The following is an 18,019-nucleotide window of genomic DNA, read 5'->3' as shown; positions in this document are numbered from 1 at the left end:
CCGCTCAGCCATGCTCGTCCGCCCCGGGTTCACGGGAGCCGTTGGACTCCGGCTCGGCCGGGCTCAACAGGACGGTCCCGACCCGCACCCGCCCGCGGTGGTCGGTGCCGCCCTCGGCCTGCAGCCGCAAACCGTGCGAGACCACCTCGGCGCCCGGCAGGGGCACCCGGCCCAGCTCCAGGGCGAGCAGACCGCCGACGGTATCGACGTCGAGATCGTCGTCGAAGTCCACGTCGTACAGCTCGCCGAGGTCCTCGATCGGCAGCCGCGCCGAGACGCGGAAACGTTTGTCGCCCAGGTCTTCTATCGGCGCCGTCTCCGCCTGGTCGTACTCGTCGGCGATCTCGCCGACGATCTCCTCCAGCACGTCTTCGATGCTCACCAGGCCGGCTATCGCGCCGTACTCGTCGACCAGGAGGGCCATGTGGTTGCGGTCCCGCTGCATTTCGCGCAGCAGCGTGTCCAGCGGCTTGGAGTCCGGTACGAAGACCGCCGGGCGCATCACCTGCGCCACGGTGATGCCCCGGCCGCCGTCACCCGACAAAAAGCTTTGCTGCACAAGGTCTTTGAGGTATACCACGCCGACGATGTCGTCGACATTCTCCCCGATCACGGGCAGGCGGGAATGCCCGCTGCGCACCGCCAGGTTCAGCGCCTGACTGGCGAGCTTGTCACTTTCGATCCAGATCATCTCGGTGCGCGGCACCATCACCTCGCGGGCCGGGGTATCACCGAGCTCGAACACCGACTCGATCATCCGGCGTTCGTCGGCGGCGACCACGCCGCGCTGCTGGGCCAGGTCGACGACCTCGCGCAGTTCGATCTCGGACGCGAACGGCCCGTTGCGCAAGCCGCGGCCGGGTGTCAGCGCATTACCCAGGACCACCAGCAACCGGCTCAACGGCATCAACAACCACGAAATGAGGCGCAGCGGAACGGCCGTCGTCAACGAGATGGAATACGCGTGCTGGCGGCCGAGGGTGCGCGGCCCGACCCCGATGACGACGAAGCTCATCACCACCATGGTGGCCGCGGCGCCGAACAACGCCCAGTTCAGCCCGAAGTTGTCGTACAGGAACAGCACCAGCAGCACGGTCGCCGTGACCTCGCAGGTGATCCGCAGCAGCACAACCAGGTTGATGTAGCGCGGCCGCTCAGCCATCACCTCCGCCAGCGACACCGCGCCGGGTCGCTCCTCGCGCACCAGCTCCTGGACCCGGGCCAGCGACACCGTGCTGATGGCGGCGTCGATCGCCGCGAACAGCCCGCCGATGGCGATCAGCGCCATCGCGCCGAGCAGCCAAGACAGGCCGGTCAACTGCCGGAGGACCTTGACGTGCTGACGGGCTCCCGTACCTCGTCGTCACTCCGCTTGCGGTTGAGCGCCCAGGCGGTGAGGCCGACGAACACCCCCAGCGCCCCGTAGCCCAGGGCCGAGGGCCACCAGGGCTGGGCGGGTTGCGGCGGCTCCTCGTGCGGGCGGACGGCCAGCACCACCAGGAAGCTGCCGTCGTCGGTCGGCCCGGCGTGCGGCAACGACTGAGTCTTCGTCACCCTGATTTGGGCGTTGCTGCTGCTCGAGTCGTTGATCTCGCCCCAGGCCATCGTGGAGTCGTCGAGCAGGAAGGTCTGCTGACTGCCCCCGGGCTGGCTTTCGTCCCGGCCCACCACCGCCACTTGCGCGACCTCCAACGTCTGGTTGGCGGCGGGGACGGCGACCAGCACGTTCTGATACACCTTGGGCGGCGCCGGCGGCTTGAAGTCCGGCGGCGGGGGGCCGTTGAAGCCGTCCGGCGGTACCGAGCCACCGCCATAGAAGCTGCCCGCCGCCACCCAGCTGTCACCGACCGCGGTGAACGGAACCACGCCGACAGTCGCGGCGTCCAGCACGATGCGGGCTCCGGCCGGCAGGTACGCCTCCCGGTCGGCGCCGTTGTAGGAGTAGCGGAAGACCATGCCCTCTTTGAGAGGGTTGAACAGCGCGGGGCGGCGATAGGCGTCGTCGTAGTCGACGTAGTCCCAGTGGCGGGGCCGGATCAGCCGCTGATTGTCGACCTTGAGGACGTCGACGTTCTCCCGGTGGGTGTTGACCACGTTCTGCACCCGCTGGTTGAAGTCGACCTGCGTCGGCGGTGGCGGCGGGGCGGCCGGATTGACGCGCGTCGGTGCCGCGGTCTTGGCCCCCGCGACGGCCTGTGGCGCGACGTCCAGCCCCCGCGGCGGCGCCACCACCGAGACGTTCCTCGACGCGTCGGGTCCCGGCGGACTGATCGTCGGGACCGCGTTGGGGGGCGGCAGGTTCGGGGGGATGACCGGCGGCGCATGCACCGGCTCCGGGGCCGGCGGCACGTACGGCGGGAGCTCGGGGACCTGCACCGGGGTCGGGGACGGCTGAGCCCGGCGGGGCGGCGCGTCCTGGGAGCACACGTTGGAGGTGTGGTACTGCGCCACGAGATACTGACACCAATTGCAGCTGGCCGGGTTCGACCCGTTGCCGGCGCAGGGGGCCGCCTCCGCCGCACCGATCGTGGTGGCCACCAACGTGATCGGTGCGAAGGTGATGGCGGCCGCGGCCGCGATTCCCAGTATTCGAAGTCGGCTCAATTGTCGAAATACCTCGACTTGTCCAGCAACCGGCGGTCCCGCTCCAGCTGGCGGTCCTGCCGGTAGGACTCGACCTGCTCGGCAACCCATTCCTCGAGCAACCGGTCCTGCAGGGCGAACATTTCCTTTTCCTCGTCCGGCTCGCCGTGGTCGTATCCCAGCAGATGAAGCACGCCGTGGATGGTCAGCAGCGCCAGCTCGTGGCCCAGGCTGTGGCCCGCCGCGTCGGCCTGCCCGGCGGCGAATTCCGGGCACAGCACGATGTCGCCCAGCATCGACGGCCCCGGCTCGGGGGCGTCGGGCCGGCCTCCCGGCTCGAGCTCGTCCATCGGGAAGCTCATCACGTCCGTCGGCCCGGGCAGGTCCATCCAGCGCATGTGCAGGTCGGCCATCGCCGCGGTGTCCAGCAGCACCATCGACAGCTCGGCGGCCGGGTTGACGTCCATCTTGGCGATGACAAACCGTGCCACGCTGATCAACTCGGTTTCGGAGACGTCGATGCCCGACTCGTTGGATACCTCGATGCTCATAGCTGCTTACGGCCCTATCACCGGCGCCCGCGGGAGCCCGACGCGCGCCGGGCCGCCCGGTTCATCGCCAGCCCGGGCTCCTCGAATTTCGCGTAGGCGTCCACGATTTCGGAAACCAGCCGGTGGCGCACCACGTCCGCGCTGGTGAGCTCCGCGATGTGGATGTCCTCGACGCTGTCCAGGATCTCGATCGCCGACCGCAGGCCCGACCTGGCGCCGCCGGGAAGATCCACCTGGGTGATGTCCCCGGTGATGACCATCTTGGAGCCGAACCCCAGCCGGGTGAGGAACATCTTCATCTGCTCGGCCGTGGTGTTCTGCGCCTCGTCGAGGACAATGAAGGCCGAATTCAGCGTGCGGCCACGCATGTACGCCAGCGGCGCCACCTCGATGACCCCGGCGGACATCAGCTTGGGGATCAGCTCTGGATCCATCATGTCGTAGAGCGCGTCGTACAGCGGCCGCAGGTACGGGTCGATCTTTTCGCTCAGCGTGCCCGGCAGGAACCCAAGGCGCTCACCGGCTTCCACCGCCGGCCGGGTCAGGATGATGCGGTTGACCTGTTTGGTCTGCAGCGCGCTGACCGCCTTGGCCATCGCCAGATACGTCTTCCCGGTGCCGGCCGGGCCGACCCCGAAGACGATGGTGTTGGCGTCGATCGCGTCGACGTAGCGCTTCTGGTTGAGCGTCTTGGGCCGGATCGTCTTTCCGCGCCGGGACAGGATGTCCAGGGTGAGCACCTCGGCCGGTGACTCGTTGTCGGTGCCGGCCAGCATCGCCACGCTGTGGTGGACCACCTCCGGGGTCAGCGGCTGCCCGTTGGCGACGATCGCGACCAGCTCGGAGATCGCCCGCTCGGCGAGCGCGACGTCGGCCGGCGCACCCGAGACCGTCACGGCGTTGCCACGCACGTGCAGGTCGGCACTGAGGCTGCGTTCCAACGCGCGGAGGTTTTCGTCTGCCGAGCCCAACAAGCCGACGACGACATCGGGCGGAACATCGATGCTGCTGCGTACTCGGGCGTTGGCCTGGAGGCCTCCGGCTGCGTCAACAGCGCTGGTCTCGCGGGGCGTCACGTGGTTCTCGATGCCTGCTTTCTCGGCTTGTCGGTGGTTTGCTCGGCTGCCTAAGTCTACGCCCGGACCCCGCGTTGGCCAGCCTTCAGCCGCGGAATCAGAGGGTGGAAGCGTCGTCCCAGCGTGGCGTGAGCACGCCGAGCGCCCCCAGCGCCACCGCCGCGGCCGTCGAGGTGCGCAGCACCTGCGGGCCCAGCCGCACCGGTCGCGCCCCCGCGTCGGTCAACGCGGTGATCTCGTCGGGGGCGATGCCGCCTTCGGGACCCACCACGAGAACCAGGGACGTCGCACGGGCGACGTCGAGGTGGGCCAGCGGGTCGGTCGCCGACTCGTGTAACGCCAGCACCACCGCCCCGGCGGCCACGTCGTCGCGGATCCGCCGGGTCAGCGCCGCGGTGGACAGCACGCCGTCGACGGGCGGGATGTGCGCCCGTCGGGATTGCCGGGCCGCGGACCGGGCGACGGCCCGCCACCGGCGCAGGCCCTTGTCCGCGCGGGGGCCCTGCCAGGCGGCCACGCACCGGGCCGCCTGCCAGGCCAGGAACGCGTCGGCGCCGGCTTCGGTGGCGAGCTCGACGGCCAGCTCCGACCGGTCGGACTTGGGCAGCGCCTGGACCACCGTCACCGACGGCCGGCCGGGCGCGACGCTCCAGCGCTTCAGCACCCGGGCCCGCAACCCGTCGCGGCCGGCGTGCTCGACCTCACAATGCGCCAGGCCGCCGGCCCCGTCGCCGAGGACCAGTTGTTCGCCGGGACGGATCCGCCGCACGGTGGCGGCGTGGAACCCCTCGTCACCCTCGACCAGGGCCAGCGACCCGACGTCGGGCAGTGCGTCGACGTAGAACAGGGTCGCGACCATGGGTTTCTCCTACGCCGCCGACCGAACGCGACGCCGAGCGTGGGTGCTAGGTAGCAAAACGGGCCTCATATCGTCCATAGACCGCACACTCGATGCGCCTTGCGAAGCGACTAGCGCCCGGTGAAGGTCTCACGCAGCCGGCTGAACAGCCCACCGCCGCTGTGCGTCGAGCGGACCTCGGGCACGTCGCGGCTGCGCCGGTTCTTCAGCTCCCGCAGCAGTTCGGTGTCGTGGTGATCAAGCCGGCTGGGCACCACCACCTCGACGTGGACGTGCAGGTCGCCCCGGGTGCCCGAGCGCAGGTGCGGCATGCCGTGTCCGCGCAGCGTGATGACCGAATTCGGTTGCGTGCCCGGCGGAATCGTGACCTCGCTGAGGCCGTCCAGGATGGCGTCGACGGTGATCGTGGCGCCCAGGGCCGCGTCGGCCATGGGCACCGACACCGTGCAGTGCAGGTCGTCACCTTCGCGCACGAAGACGTCGTGGGGCTGCTCGTGAACCTCGACGTACAGGTCGCCGGCCGGGCCGCCCCCGGGTCCGACCTCGCCCTGGGCGGCCAGCCGCACCCGCATGCCGTCGCCGACCCCGGCGGGGATCTTGACGCTGATCTCGCGGCGGGCCCGGACCCGGCCGTCGCCCATGCACTGGTGGCAGGGATCCGGGATGACCACGCCGACGCCGCGGCAGGTGGGACACGGGCGCGAGGTCATCACCTGACCCAGCAGCGAGCGCTGCACCGTCTGGACCTCGCCGCGGCCGCCGCACGTGTCGCACGGCACCGGCACGGAATCGCCGTTGGTGCCCTTGCCCTGGCAGCGGTCGCACAGCACCGCGGTGTCGACGGTGACCTGCTTGGTCACACCGGTCGCGCACTCCTCGAGGTCGAGGCGCATCCGCAGCAGGGAGTCCGAGCCGGGCCGCACCCGGCCCATGGGACCGCGGGAGGTGGCGCCGCCGCTGAAGCCGCCGCCGAAGAAGGCCTCGAACACGTCACCCAGGCCGCCGAAACCGCCACCGAAACCGCCGCCCGCGGCGGCGTTCTCCAGCGGATCGCCACCCAGGTCGACGATGCGCCGCTTCTCGGGATCATTGAGCACCTCGTAGGCGACGCTGATCTCCTTGAACTTGGCCTGCGCGGCCTCATCCGGGTTGACGTCGGGATGCAGTTCGCGCGCCAGTTTGCGGTACGCGCGCTTGATCTCCGCGTCGCTGGCGTTTCTGCTCACGCCGAGCAGCCCGTAATAGTCGCGTGCCACGCCTGACTCTCCTAAACCTGGTCTTTATCCCGCGCCTGCGCATACTGCGGGTGCGCGTTCATCGAGCACCCAGGACTTCGCCGATGTATAGGGCAACCGCGGCGACGCTGGCAATAGTTCCCGGATAGTCCATCCGGGTGGGCCCCAGCACACCCATCCCGCCGAAGACGGTGTCGGAGGTGCCGTAGGCGGTGGTCACCATCGAGGTGCCCGCCATCTCCTCGGCGGCCGTCTCATGGCCGATGCGCACCGTCACCTTACCGGCTTCCTGCTGGGCCGCCAGCAACCGCAGCACCACCACCTGCTCCTCGAGCGCTTCCAGGATGGAGCGCAGCGAGCCGCCGAAATCGGCGGCGTTGCGCGTGAGATTGGCGGTACCGCCCATCAGCAAGCGTTCTTCGCTGTGTTCCACCAGCGACTCCAGCAACACCGTCGCCGAGCGGCCGACGGCGTCGCCCAGGCCGTCCGGGGCGCGGAGCTGCCCGGCCAGGTCGGCCACCGCGATCGAGGCCGCCGAGAGCTTCTTGCCGACCAGCGCCTGGCCCAGCATCTCGCGAAGCTGCGACAGCTGGTGGTCGTCGATCACGTCGCCGAGCTCGACGATGCGCTGATCCACGCGGCCCGTGTCGGTGATGACCACCATCAGCAGCCGGGCCGGGGTCAGCGCGATCACTTCGAGGTGGCGCACGGTGGACGACGTCAGCGTCGGGTATTGCACCACCGCCACCTGGCGGGTCAGCTGGGCCAGCAGCCGTACCGCCCGGCGCAGCACGTCGTCCAGGTCGACACCGGACTCGAGGAAGCTCAGGATCGCGCTCCGCTCGGCCGAGGACAGCGGCTTGACGTCGTGGAGGCGATCGACGAATTCGCGGTAGCCCTTCTCCGTCGGCACGCGGCCGGAGCTGGTGTGCGGCTGGGTGATGTAACCCTCGGCCTCCAGCACGGCCATATCGTTGCGGATGGTCGCGGACGAGACGCCCAAGTTATGACGCTCCACCAGGCTCTTGGAACCGATTGGTTCCTTGGTGGCAACGAAATCGGCGACGATGGCACGCAACACCTCGAAGCGACGATCGTCGGCACTTCCCACTCGTGTCACCTCCCTGCACCGCGTTGACCGGTCCATTTTACGGGTCCCGAGTCATGCCAACCGTTACCAGCAGCCGTTCGCCGGCGCCCGGCGACGGCGAACGGGGGGCCCACCGCGATTCGGGCGGCTTCGACGCTGACGCCGCGTCCTCCGACTAGCCTGTCCAGCATGAACCGGTCCGGTGATGGCAGCGCGTCGCGGAAGATCGGCCGATGATCTTCAAGGGCGTGCGCGAGGGCAAGCCGTATCCCGAGCACGGGCTGTCCTACCGCGACTGGGCCCAGATTCCGCCGCAGCAGATCCGGCTCGACGAACTGGTCACCACGACGACGGTGCTCGCGCTGGACCGCCTGCTGTCGGAGGACTCGACCTTCTACGGCGACCTGTTCCCGCACGCGGTGCGGTGGAAGGGCGTCACGTATCTCGAGGATGGGCTGCACCGGGCGGTCCGGGCGGCGTTGCGGAACCGCACCGTGCTGCACGCGCGGGTGTTCGACATGGACATGGCGCCGGGGCCGCCGCGGTAGCCCGGTCACGTTTGTGCGGCGCCCGGTGTCGACTTAGTGAGGACGTTGGTTCACACCCCAACTCGCTAGGAGGATGCCATGTCCAGGTTGCCAGGGGTCTCCGACCGCGACGCCGGCCTGGGCGCCAGGGTCGCCTTCTTCTTCACCAAGCGCAAGCTGGCACAGATGACCGGTCTGCAGACGGCCGGGATGCTGGAACCGCTGCGGATGTACGCGCACATTCCCCGGCTGCTCAACGCGTACGGCAAGCTCGAGCAGGCCGAGTCGAAGCTGGACATCCTCAGCCCCCGCCACCGCGCTCTCGCGGAGCTGAAATCGGCGACGACCGTGCGCTGCGAGTACTGCATCGACCTGGGTTCGCAGATCGCCCGCCAGTGGGGCATCACCGATGAGGAACTGCTCGGGATGGCGGACTATCGAAACGCCGCCTGCTTCTCCGAGGTCGACAAGCTGATCCTCGACTACGCCGCCGCGATCAGCCGGACCCCGGTCGAGGTCAGCGACGAGCTCTTCGACGCGCTGCGCGCCCATTTCGACACCGCCCAACTCGTCGGGCTCACCCACGTCATCACGCTGGGGAACCTGCGCGCCCGGTTCAACCTCGCGCTCGGGATCGGCTCGTCCGGCTTTTCCGGCGACCGGGTCTGCGCCCTGCCCGACACCGGCGGCGGTGGCACGTGACCGCGGATGCTTCGGTGACCGAGCGGTTCGAGGCGGTGCGGCCGCAGCTGGGCGCCATCGCCTACCGCATGCTGGGCTCGATCGACGACGCGCAGGACGCCGTGCAGGAAACGTGGCTGCGGCTCAACGGCCGGGGCGCCGAAGGCGCTGACGAAATCGCCAACCTGGACGCGTGGCTGACCACCGTGGTGGCCCGCATCTGTCTGAACATGCTGCGCGATCGCCGGGCCCGCGGGCGAGAGGAGCCGATCCTGGTCCTGCCGGATCCGATCGTGGAAGCCGAAGGCGAATTCGACCCGGAACGCCGGGCGATGCTGGCCGACGCGGTGGGGCTGGCGTTGTTCGTCGTGCTGGACACCTTGCCGCCGGAGCAGCGCCTGGCGTTCGTGCTGCACGACGTCTTCGCCGTGCCGTTCGACCGGATCGCACCCATCGTCGGCCGGACGCCGGAGGCCACCCGAAAGCTGGCCAGCCGGGCACGCCGACGCATCGAGGAGGCCGAGCCGACTCCGGACGGCGACATGCTCGCCCAGCGGGAGGCTGTGGACGCCTTCTTCGCGGCGGGCCGAAGCGGCGACTTCGACCGCCTGGTGGCGGTGCTGAATCCCGACGTGGTGCTGCGCGGCGACTTCGGGCACGGCACCGCCGGTTTCCGCGCCGAGGGGGCGTCCGCCGTCGCGAAGCTGGCCCGCGGCTATGCGGGTCCGGACCGCGAGGTGCGCGCCGCGACGGTCAACGGCGCCGCGGGCGCGGTGATCTTCGTGGCCGGCCGGGCGACGGCGATCATGGGCTTCGTGGTGCGCGACGGCCTGGTCGCCTCGATCGACGTCCTGGCCGACCCCGCCCGCGTCGCCGGATCAGACCTGCGCGCGCTGCGCGCCGATCACTGACCGGCGGCCTGCAGCAACTCCATCGCCGACGCCCGCGACAGCACCCAGCCGCCCTGGTTGACAAACGTGATGTTCTGGGTGACCGGCGACGTCAGCTTCGGACCGGAGACCGCGACGTCGGCGGTGGCCGTACCGGCGGCGGAGGGCTGGATGTTCGTGATGTCGAACGACAGCGGCAGGTCGCCGTTCTTGGCCGCCTTCTGCAGCTTCTTGTCGGCGACGTGCGCCTCGATCCCGCTGATGCCGCCCTGGACCAGGTTGCTCTTGCTGGCGAAGGGCACGCTCGGGTCGGCCAGGCTGTTCAGCACCCCGGTCAGCTGGTCGGCGGTCGGGACGTCGGCGGCGACCGGAGCCGGATCCTGCGGCTGGGGGTACCACCCGCTTGCGGGGGACGGCGCGCCGACCGCGGCGAGCCGTACCTGGTCCACCGGCGCCACGCTGGACGCCGCGGCGGCGGCCGCGCCCCCGATGACGGCGAAGGCCGCCACGCCGGTGGCGAGCAACTTAACGGTTTTCATGGTTCCCCCTTCGACGGGCACGAATCGTTGGAAACGACCCACACATCTGGCGTGTGTCAACGCGCCTGCTACTCCTGTTGTTTCGCGACTCGGCACGGCTACGTTACGGCCGGGCCATGTGAAGACAACATGCACAACCTATGCGCTGACTGTGTGGCCGCCCAGAGTACCGGCCGCCTAGTTGGTAGCCGTCGCGGCCTGGATCAGGGCGATGGCGGCGTCGTGCTGCAGGACCCAGTTCCCGCCCTGGTTGACGAACACCAGGTGCTTTTGCACCGGCCCGGCGAACTTCGGACCCGAGATGGCCACGTCGGCCTGGGCCATGTTGGGGCCGGCCGGCGCGATGTTGGTCACGGCGAAGGTCTCCGGAAAGTTCCCGTTGCGGTAGGCCTTTCGCAGATCGTGGTCGGCAACGTGGCCCTCGTCGGGGCTGATGCCGTTTTCGACCAGGTTGTTCTTGGTCGTGTAGGAGACGCCCGGGTCGGTGGCCTGGTTGCACAGGGTCGACAACTGTTCGGCGGTCGGCAGCGCTCCCGGGGCCGGCGGTGGCGGTGGCGGGTCCTGCGGCAACGGCGCGCCGAGCGCGGCCAGCTGCACCTGATCCATCGGCGCTGTGACGAATGCGCCACCGGCGGCTCCCCCTACGACGGCGAACGCCGCCACGCCGGTGGCGATGGTCTTCCAGGTCTTCATGGTGTTCACGGTTCCCCCTTCGATGCGCGTGCACCATGACGGGATTTCAGTGACGTTGTCCCCCACACGGTTACGCGTTACCACGGTTTGGTTGGTGTAAGTGTGCCTGGTGTGACCGGCATTTGCGTCTCGGGCCGGTCACGTTACGGTGACGCTACGGCGGCGTGCACCGGGTGTCAGCGTCGCTTGAGCGATTCCTGGAGACTCTTCGGTCGGATGTCGGTCCAATTCTGTTCGATGTACTCCAGGCACTCGGCGCGGCTCGCTTCGCCGTGGACCACCCGCCAGCCGGCCGGTTTGTCGGCGAAGCTGGGCCACAGGCTGTGCTGGTCCTCGTCGTTGACCAGAACGAAGAAGGTGCCGTTTTCGTCATCGAAGGGGTTGATGCTCATCGCGTCTCCTTGTCATGTGCGTGGACGGGCCCACCAAGCCGCCACTGGACCCCAGTATCCGGTCGGACAACAATCCCAAGCAGCTGAGGTTGGGAAATCCCGGCCCCTGCGTCAGTCCGGACAGGTTGGGCAGAAACAGCTTGGGCTTGACGTCGGTGACGGCCAGGTCGTAGCCGATCGCCTCCTGCAGGGTGTCGGCGGTCAGCGGTCCGCCGAGGCCGAGCTCCAGCAGGTCCAGCACGTCCTGCCCGAACAACGACGTGAACCACAGCGCGTCGGCGCCGGAGCCGTCGATGACCAGGTCGAAACCGTGTACCGTCTCGAGGTTTTCGCTGCCGCGGTTGGTGGACAGGGTCAACCGGATCTGCCCGTCCCGGCCCACCGCGTGGGCCACCCTGCCCCGCAGGTGGCGGATGCGGTCGTCGGCCAGCAGGGCCTCCTGCACGTTGGCCGAGAACACCCCGCGGTCGGTTCGGGCCAGCGCGTCACGGCGCTCGGCCAGCGTCAAGGCGCTCCAGTCGGTGGGGTCGGAGAACAGCGAGTTCTCGAAGAAGCTCTCCCCACGGGTGAACAGCGTCACCTGCGGTGAAATGACGGTGATGGTCGAAACCCGGTGCCGGAACAGCTCGTTGAGCATGGACGCGGCCGTCTCGCCCCCGCCGATCACCGCCACCCGCTCGGCGCTGATCCGGTCGTGACCGGCGGCCCGGTCCCAGAACTGGGCGATCGAGAGCATCCGTGGGTTGCCGGGCAGCAACGACTTCTCGGCCTGTCCAGGCCCGGTGATCATCAGCGCGTCCGCGTGCACGGTGGTCTCGTGGGTGTGCAGGGCCCATTGGTCGCCGCTGACGGCCAACCGTTCCACCTCGCCGTGCACGACGTCGAGGCCGATCTGGTCGGCGACCCAGCCCAGGTATTGACTCCACTTGCGATGAGTCGGGGCCGGCCGGCCCCGGTCGATCCACTCGGCGAACGCCGCCGTCGCGATCAGATAGGACTGCCAGCTGTAGCGGGTCATCCGCTCGTCGAGTTCGGCGTTGCGGCGGGGGACCAGCGCCGACCGGTACGGAAACCCGACGTCCTTTTCCGGGCTGGTGCCCAGCCGGTGCGCTCCGTCGGTCCAGCCGCCGCTGGCCTGCCAGTTGGCCGCGACACCGATCCGTTCGACCGCGACCACCTCGGGGGCGTCGATGCCCATGTCCCGCAGCACGGACGCCTTGGCCGCCACGGCGACCGCCTTGGCTCCCGCGCCCAGGATCCCAAGTCTGCTCATGTCACCGTCTCCCGCAGCGATTCGATCCAAAGGCGTTGCAGCTCAGCGATGTCGGCATCGCCGAGAATGCCGGGCAGCGTGCGCCACTGCGCGGCCAGCACGCGCTGACCGTCGAACGTGAGCATGGCGGCCACGATGGTGAGCTCGTGACGCACCGCCAGATCGGGCTCCGGTTGCGGCGACACCCCGGCGAGGAGCTCGCGCTCGAGGGTGAGACCGGTCCCGCCGCCGGAGTGGGCGGCGCCGAGGTAGTTCAGCAGCAATTGTGGGCCGGGCAGCGGGGCGAGGCGCTCGGCGGTGTCGGGGCGCAGGTAGCGCAGCAGGCCGTAGTCCAGCCCGTCGCCGGGGATGGCCGCCAGCTGCTCCCCCACGCTGCGCGGATCGGCCGACGGCACCCGGATCGGGTAGATGGAACTCAGCAGTCCGACGGTGTCGCCGGTGTCGAGGACGTGCGCCCCCGGCCCGTCGACGAGAGCGTCGGCGCGCCCGTGGGTTTCCAGCGCCAGCAGGGGCGGCGGGGTGGCCTGATGGCGGGAGCGCCGCCACCGCGTCACCATCGCCGCAGTGGCGGCGATCAACAGGTGCGGCAACGGCAGGCCCGACTCCAGCAGCCGGCGGGTGGTGTCGGCGTCGGCGGCCATCATGCGGACGGTCAGGTCGCGGGCCCGGTCGCGCCCCGGGTCGACCCGCCGGGCGCCGAGGTCGGGATCCGCACCCTCGGACTGGGCGGCCCAGAACCGCACCGTGTCCAGCCGGTGGGCGCGCTCGACGAGCGCGCCGGCCCAGCGCCGGTAGCCGGTGTGCTCCCGGACCGGGGCGGGCGGGTGACCGGTGGCCAAAGCCGTTAGCGCGGCGTCCAATTCGCCGAGTACCACTCGCCACGACGCCGGGTCCATCGCCAGGACGTGGGCGGTCAGCAGCAGCACGCTCGGCCCGGCCGGGGGATGAAGCCACACCGCGGCCAGGAGCGCTCCCCGCTCCGGGTCCAGGCGGTCGACGGACCGCGCGACGTGACCGGGGACGGCAGCCCGCGGGTCGCCTTCGATCGCGACTTCGAGGAGGTCGATCCCGGCGGTCCGCGCCGGGACCAGGGTCATCGCGGCGCGGTCCAGGCGGGCGCGCAGCACCTCGTGACCGCGCACGATGCCCACCAGCGCGGTGTCCAGATGCTCGCGGGTGACACCGTCGGGCAGCCGGATGGCCTCGGTCTGCGCCAGGCGCCGCGGCTCGCCGTATTCGTAGAGCCAGCGGCCGTTGGGGAGCACGGGCATGGGTTCGGTGCCGTCGTCGACATCGTTTGTCGCGGCGCGGTTTTCGGAGTCAATCGCTTCAGCCACCTCGCGGATGTTGGCGCACTCGAGGATCAGCCTGGCGCGCAGGGCGATCCCCCGAGCGCGGGCCGCCTGCACCACCGACAGGGCCGTAATGCTGTCCAGGCCCAGCTGCAGGAAGTCCGCGGCCACATCCACTCGGGGATGTCCCAGCAGTCCCGAAAGCACTTCGGCCAGTGCGGCTTCGGTAGGGGTTTCGGGCTCGGCCCGGGCGGAGTCCGGTTCGGTGGTGTCGAGGGCGCTCAGCGCGGCCTCGTCCAGCTTGCCGTTGACCGTGAGCGGGATTTCGTCGACCGTGACGATGCGCTGCGGAATCATGTAGCGCGGCAACCGGGAGCCGAGCATGCCGCGCAGTTCGGCCGGCGACGGCGGGCGCGGTGCCGCGTCGGCGACGACGACGTAGGCGGTCAGGCGCGCGACGCCGCGCCGCCGGCGCACCAGCACGCCCGCATGCCGGACGGCGGGATGCGATTCGAGGACGGCCGCGATCTCGCCGGGCTCGACGCGGTAACCGCGGATCTTCACCTGCGCGTCGGCGCGGCCCACGTACTGGAGCGCGCCGCCGGCAGCCCGACGCACCAAATCGCCGGTGCGGTACATGCGTTCGCCGGCCGCGAACGGGTCGGCCACGAATCGGCCGCTGGTTTCCGCGGCCCGGCCGACGTATCCGCGGGCCAGCTGGGCGCCACCAAGGTAGAGCTCACCGGTCGCACCGCACGGCACCGGGCGCAGCGCGGAGTCCAGCACGTAGCCGCGGGTGTGCAGCGTCGGCCGCCCGATCGACGGTTCGCCGTGCTCCGCGATGGCGGCGACCACCGCCTCGACCGTGGTCTCGGTGGGGCCGTAGCAGTTGTAGGCCGTCATGCCCGTACGCGCGCACTCGGCTCGGATCAGGTTCCAGGCCGCGGTACCGAGCGCTTCGCCGCCCAGCGCCAGCACCTCCAGCGGAACCCTGGTCAGCAAACCGCATGACGTGAGTTGGGCAAACATCGATGGGGTGGTGTCGATCATGTCCACGCCGTGTTGGGCGATCGCCGCGACCAGCGCCTCGGCGTCGGTCTGCGTGTGCTCGTCCACGACGTGCACGGCGTGGCCGTCGAGCAGCGCGACCAACGGCTGCCAGGCGGCGTCGAACGCGAACGACCATGCGTGCGCGATGCGCAGCGGTCGGCCCAGCCGGGCGGCCGCGGGCCGCAACACCTTGTCCAGGTGGTCGTCGGCGTAGGCCGTCACCGCCGCGTGAGTTCCGATGACGCCCTTGGGTTCTCCCGTGGTGCCCGAGGTGAAGACGACGTAGGCCGCCTGGCCGGGCGGCACGTCGGCCGCGCGAAAGTCGGCACCGGGTGATACCCCGGCCGAGAGCCACTGGTCGTCGATCACGAGGGACGCGCCGGATTGGCGCAGCATCGATGCCACCCGTTCGGGGGGCGTCCCCGGCTCCATCGGCACGCACACGCCACCGACCTTGAGCACCGCGAGGATCGCGACGATGTACTGCGGGCCGCGGAAAAGCCGTATGGCGACCGGGGTTTCGCACCGCACGCCGCGGTCCGCGAGCCTGGCTGCCAGGCCGTTGGCGAGCGCGTCCAGTTCGCGATAAGTCAGCGCGCCGCCCGCCCAGCCCACTGCGAGGCTGTCCGGGGTACTGGCGGCGACGTCGGCGAAGCGCGTGTGGATGCCGGCCGGCGCCGGGGCGGGAGCGTCCCCGGCTTGCGAGGCGACCTCCTCGTCCTCGAAGAGCACGCTGACCCGGTGCAGCGGACGCTCCCAGTCGTGCAGCAGGCGCTCGGCGGTGGCGAGCACCCGCCGGCCCAGCCCGGCGGCGGGGACGGCGCCCAGCGCGCCGTCGATCGCCTCGACCAGGACCACCAGTTCGCCGCCCGCCATGTGGGCCGCGACGGTGATCGGGAAATGCGACAGGGTTTGCAGCGCCGACGGCCGGAATGTCGCACCGGCGGCGGTCAATTCGGCGCCGGCGGTCAGGCCGTCCAATGGGAAGTTCTCGTAGACCAGCAGGGTGTCGAACATCTCCCCGACCCCGGCGAGTGCCCGCAGCTGCGCGTGTCCGAGGTAGCCGTGCTCGCGCAGCAGCGCGGCGTCGCGCTGCACGGCCCGGCATTGCTCGCCGACGGTGACGGCCGGGTCGAGTCGCACCCGCATGGGCACGGTGTTGACGAACAGACCGATCATGGTCTCCACGCCGGCCAGTTCGGGCGGCCTGCCCGAGACCGTGACCCCGAAAACCACATCCTCGGTGTCGGTCAACCGGGACAACACCAGCGCCCACGCCATCTGCATCAGGGTGCTGACGGTGATGCCCCGGGAACGGGTCTGCTCGACCATGCGCGCGGCGGCCGCGGCCGGCACCCGCAGTTCGGTGGTGCGGGGCAGCCCGGTCCGCCGGTCCTCCGTCGACCCCAGCGCCGCCGACAGCAGGGTGGGGCCCGCAAGGCCGGCCAGGTGTTCCCGCCAGACCCGTTGGCTCGCTTCCGGATCGCGACTCGCCAGCCAGCCGATGTAATCGCGGTACGGCCGCGGGGTGACGGGCAGCGCCGACAGGTCACCACCGGCCCGGTACAGCATCATCATCTCGTTGACGAACACGGGCAACGACCAACCATCGATCACGATGTGGTGGGCGGTGAGCACCAAACGCCATTGCGCGCCGGGCAGTTCGACCAACAGGAAGCGGATTGCCGGCCCGTGTTCGAGGTCGAACGGCCTGCGGCGTTCGGCCGCCTCCAACGCCGGCACATCCTCGAACGCGGCGGCGACGGTGCGCCACGGCAGGTCGACCCGGGACGGCACGATCTGCACCGGGCGCGCGATGCCGCGGCTGAAGAAGCTGGCCCGCAGGTTGGGGTGTCGCTCCAACATCTTTGCCGCGCAATCACGGAGCAGCGCGACATCGAGCGCACCGGAGATGTCTGCGGCCATCCCGATCACGTACGGATCCTCGGCGGTGTCGCCGTCGCCGAATTCGGCGAGCGTGGTCAGCGAATACAGGCCCTCTTGCAGCGGGCTGAGCGCCATCACGTCCTCGATGCCGGGCGCGACGTCCCTGGTGGCCGTCATGGCGTACCGTCGCGCGACGACGACCACAGCTGCGTCACGGCGGCGAGATCCTCGGCCGACAGCCCGGATGCGCTCATCGGCTCGAACCGGGCGTCGGCCGGCTCGGCCTCATTTCCGTTCTCGCCCCATGCGTCGAGAGCGGCCGCCAGCTGCTGCACCGTCGGGTTCTCGAAGATCATCCGCGGACTGACCGCCAGGCCGGCGGCCCGCGCCCGCGAGGCCAGCTGCACCGACAGGATGCTGTCACCGCCCAGCGCGAAGAAGTCGTCGAAGCGACCCACCTCGGGCGTCGACAGCAGCTCGGCGAACACCTTGGCCAGCGCGCGTTCGGTGTCGGTGCGCGACGGTTCCGTCTGTCCGCTGGTGCTGACCGCCGGTCGCGGCAGCCCGGGCCGGTTCAGCTTGCCCGACTCGGTCTTGGGGAGCGCGTCAAGGACGGTCAACGACGACGGCATCATGTAGCCCGGCAGCGCCGCGCCGATCGCGGCGCGGACCTCCGATGCGAACGAGGCCTTCTCGGCGTCCTCGACGATAAGCCGTTGTGGCACAACGTATCCTGCGAGCGACGTGCCCCCATGCAGTTCCCAGGTGCGGGCGGCCGCGGCGGCGACGCCGTCGACCCCCGCCAGCGCCGCCTCGACCTCGCCCAATTCGACCCGGAAACCGCGCACCTGTACCTGATGGTCGGAGCGCCCGACGAACTCCAGCAGGCCGTGCTGGGTCCAGCGGGCAAGGTCGCCGCTGCGGTAGAGGCGCGAACCCGGTTCGGTCGCATAGGGATTGGCCACGAACCGGGTGGCGGTGAGCCCGGGCCGCTTCCAGTAGCCCCGGACCAGTTGGTCGCCGGCGTAATACAGCTCACCGACCACCCCGACCGGCACCGGCCGCAGCGCGTCGTCGAGCAGGTAGGCGGCGGCCCCCGGGACCGGCTTGCCCACCAGCGGACGCGGCGGCTCCAGCCTCCCGCGGCACACCGCACCGGACGTCTCGGTGGAGCCGATGTTGTTCAACAGCTCGGTGCCCGCGCCGGAGCACACCGAAACGAGTCGCTGCAGGAGCGCGGTGCCCACCGGTTCTCCGCCACACACCAGGCGGGACAGTGCCCGCACCGCGCCGGGCCGGCTGTCGATCAGGGCGGAGACCAGGCTGGGCACCGCGCTCCTGCAGCGACTCGTTTCGGTGTGCTCCGGCGCGGGCACCGAGCTGTTGAACAACATCGGCTCC

General features: G+C 70.3%; 16 protein-coding genes. 3 read left to right on the top strand and 13 right to left on the bottom strand.

What is annotated here, in order from left to right:
• Positions 1 to 4: 4 nt before the first annotated feature.
• From A5713_RS07290 to hrcA, 7 genes are all read right to left on the bottom strand, one after another.
• Positions 5 to 1,318 carry a hemolysin family protein gene (locus tag A5713_RS07290; RefSeq protein WP_067924366.1) on the bottom strand — a complete coding sequence of 438 codons (1,314 nt, stop codon included), beginning with the start codon at positions 1,316 to 1,318 and terminating at the stop codon, positions 5 to 7.
• A complete protein-coding gene (locus tag A5713_RS07285) occupies positions 1,315 to 2,604 on the bottom strand; it encodes a hypothetical protein (protein WP_068094087.1) in 1,290 nt (429 codons plus the stop codon). The genes A5713_RS07290 and A5713_RS07285 overlap by 4 nt, the downstream gene beginning before the upstream one ends.
• Complete coding sequence (gene ybeY / locus A5713_RS07280; protein ID WP_067924357.1) at positions 2,601 to 3,134, bottom strand: rRNA maturation RNase YbeY; 534 nt, start codon at positions 3,132 to 3,134, stop codon at positions 2,601 to 2,603. The genes A5713_RS07285 and ybeY overlap by 4 nt, the downstream gene beginning before the upstream one ends.
• 17 nt (positions 3,135 to 3,151) lie before the next feature.
• Positions 3,152 to 4,210: a PhoH family protein gene (locus A5713_RS07275; RefSeq protein WP_068094085.1), complete on the bottom strand. Its 1,059-nt coding sequence runs from the start codon at positions 4,208 to 4,210 to the stop codon at positions 3,152 to 3,154.
• A 97-nt stretch (positions 4,211 to 4,307) separates the two neighbouring features.
• On the bottom strand, positions 4,308 to 5,069 hold the full coding sequence (locus A5713_RS07270) for a 16S rRNA (uracil(1498)-N(3))-methyltransferase (protein ID WP_067924351.1): 762 nt from the start codon (positions 5,067 to 5,069) through the stop codon (positions 4,308 to 4,310).
• Between the two features lie 110 nt (positions 5,070 to 5,179).
• Complete coding sequence (gene dnaJ, locus A5713_RS07265) at positions 5,180 to 6,325, bottom strand: molecular chaperone DnaJ (RefSeq protein ID WP_068094083.1); 1,146 nt, start codon at positions 6,323 to 6,325, stop codon at positions 5,180 to 5,182.
• A gap of 58 nt (positions 6,326 to 6,383) precedes the next feature.
• Complete coding sequence (hrcA, locus tag A5713_RS07260; protein ID WP_068053640.1) at positions 6,384 to 7,415, bottom strand: heat-inducible transcriptional repressor HrcA; 1,032 nt, start codon at positions 7,413 to 7,415, stop codon at positions 6,384 to 6,386.
• Between the two features lie 212 nt (positions 7,416 to 7,627).
• On the opposite strand from hrcA, the gene A5713_RS07255 reads away from it, so the two are divergent.
• From A5713_RS07255 to A5713_RS07245, 3 genes are all read left to right on the top strand, one after another.
• On the top strand, positions 7,628 to 7,942 hold the full coding sequence (locus A5713_RS07255; protein ID WP_067918923.1) for a type II toxin-antitoxin system VapB family antitoxin: 315 nt from the start codon (positions 7,628 to 7,630) through the stop codon (positions 7,940 to 7,942).
• A 78-nt stretch (positions 7,943 to 8,020) separates the two neighbouring features.
• Complete coding sequence (locus tag A5713_RS07250; RefSeq protein ID WP_068094080.1) at positions 8,021 to 8,623, top strand: carboxymuconolactone decarboxylase family protein; 603 nt, start codon at positions 8,021 to 8,023, stop codon at positions 8,621 to 8,623.
• On the top strand, positions 8,620 to 9,513 hold the full coding sequence (locus A5713_RS07245; RefSeq protein ID WP_068094078.1) for a sigma-70 family RNA polymerase sigma factor: 894 nt from the start codon (positions 8,620 to 8,622) through the stop codon (positions 9,511 to 9,513). The genes A5713_RS07250 and A5713_RS07245 overlap by 4 nt, the downstream gene beginning before the upstream one ends.
• On the opposite strand, the gene A5713_RS07240 is transcribed toward A5713_RS07245, so the two are convergent.
• The 6 genes from A5713_RS07240 to A5713_RS07215 form a co-directional block, all read right to left on the bottom strand.
• Positions 9,507 to 10,031 (bottom strand): hypothetical protein, encoded by a 525-nt coding sequence (locus A5713_RS07240; protein ID WP_067918920.1) that lies wholly within the window; start codon positions 10,029 to 10,031, stop codon positions 9,507 to 9,509. The two genes, A5713_RS07245 and A5713_RS07240, sit on opposite strands and share 7 nt — an antisense overlap.
• 177 nt (positions 10,032 to 10,208) lie before the next feature.
• Entirely contained in the window at positions 10,209 to 10,724 is a 516-nt protein-coding gene (locus A5713_RS07235) for a hypothetical protein (protein WP_068094130.1), read from the bottom strand.
• Between the two features lie 176 nt (positions 10,725 to 10,900).
• Positions 10,901 to 11,116: an MbtH family protein gene (locus tag A5713_RS07230; RefSeq protein WP_067918919.1), complete on the bottom strand. Its 216-nt coding sequence runs from the start codon at positions 11,114 to 11,116 to the stop codon at positions 10,901 to 10,903.
• A complete protein-coding gene (gene mbtG, locus A5713_RS07225; protein WP_068094077.1) occupies positions 11,094 to 12,389 on the bottom strand; it encodes an NADPH-dependent L-lysine N(6)-monooxygenase MbtG in 1,296 nt (431 codons plus the stop codon). The genes A5713_RS07230 and mbtG overlap by 23 nt, the downstream gene beginning before the upstream one ends.
• On the bottom strand, positions 12,386 to 16,795 hold the full coding sequence (locus A5713_RS07220; protein ID WP_068094127.1) for a non-ribosomal peptide synthetase: 4,410 nt from the start codon (positions 16,793 to 16,795) through the stop codon (positions 12,386 to 12,388). The genes mbtG and A5713_RS07220 overlap by 4 nt, the downstream gene beginning before the upstream one ends.
• A partial coding sequence (locus A5713_RS07215; protein ID WP_156751785.1) for an AMP-binding protein occupies positions 16,792 to 18,019 on the bottom strand: 1,228 nt, incomplete at its 5' end. The genes A5713_RS07220 and A5713_RS07215, both read right to left, overlap by 4 nt.

The sequence above is a fragment of the Mycobacterium sp. E2497 genome, assembly GCF_001668695.1.
Classification (GTDB): domain Bacteria; phylum Actinomycetota; class Actinomycetes; order Mycobacteriales; family Mycobacteriaceae; genus Mycobacterium.
The sequence above is the reverse complement of the archived record's forward strand: the minus strand, read 5'-3'. Positions and strand labels throughout refer to the sequence as shown.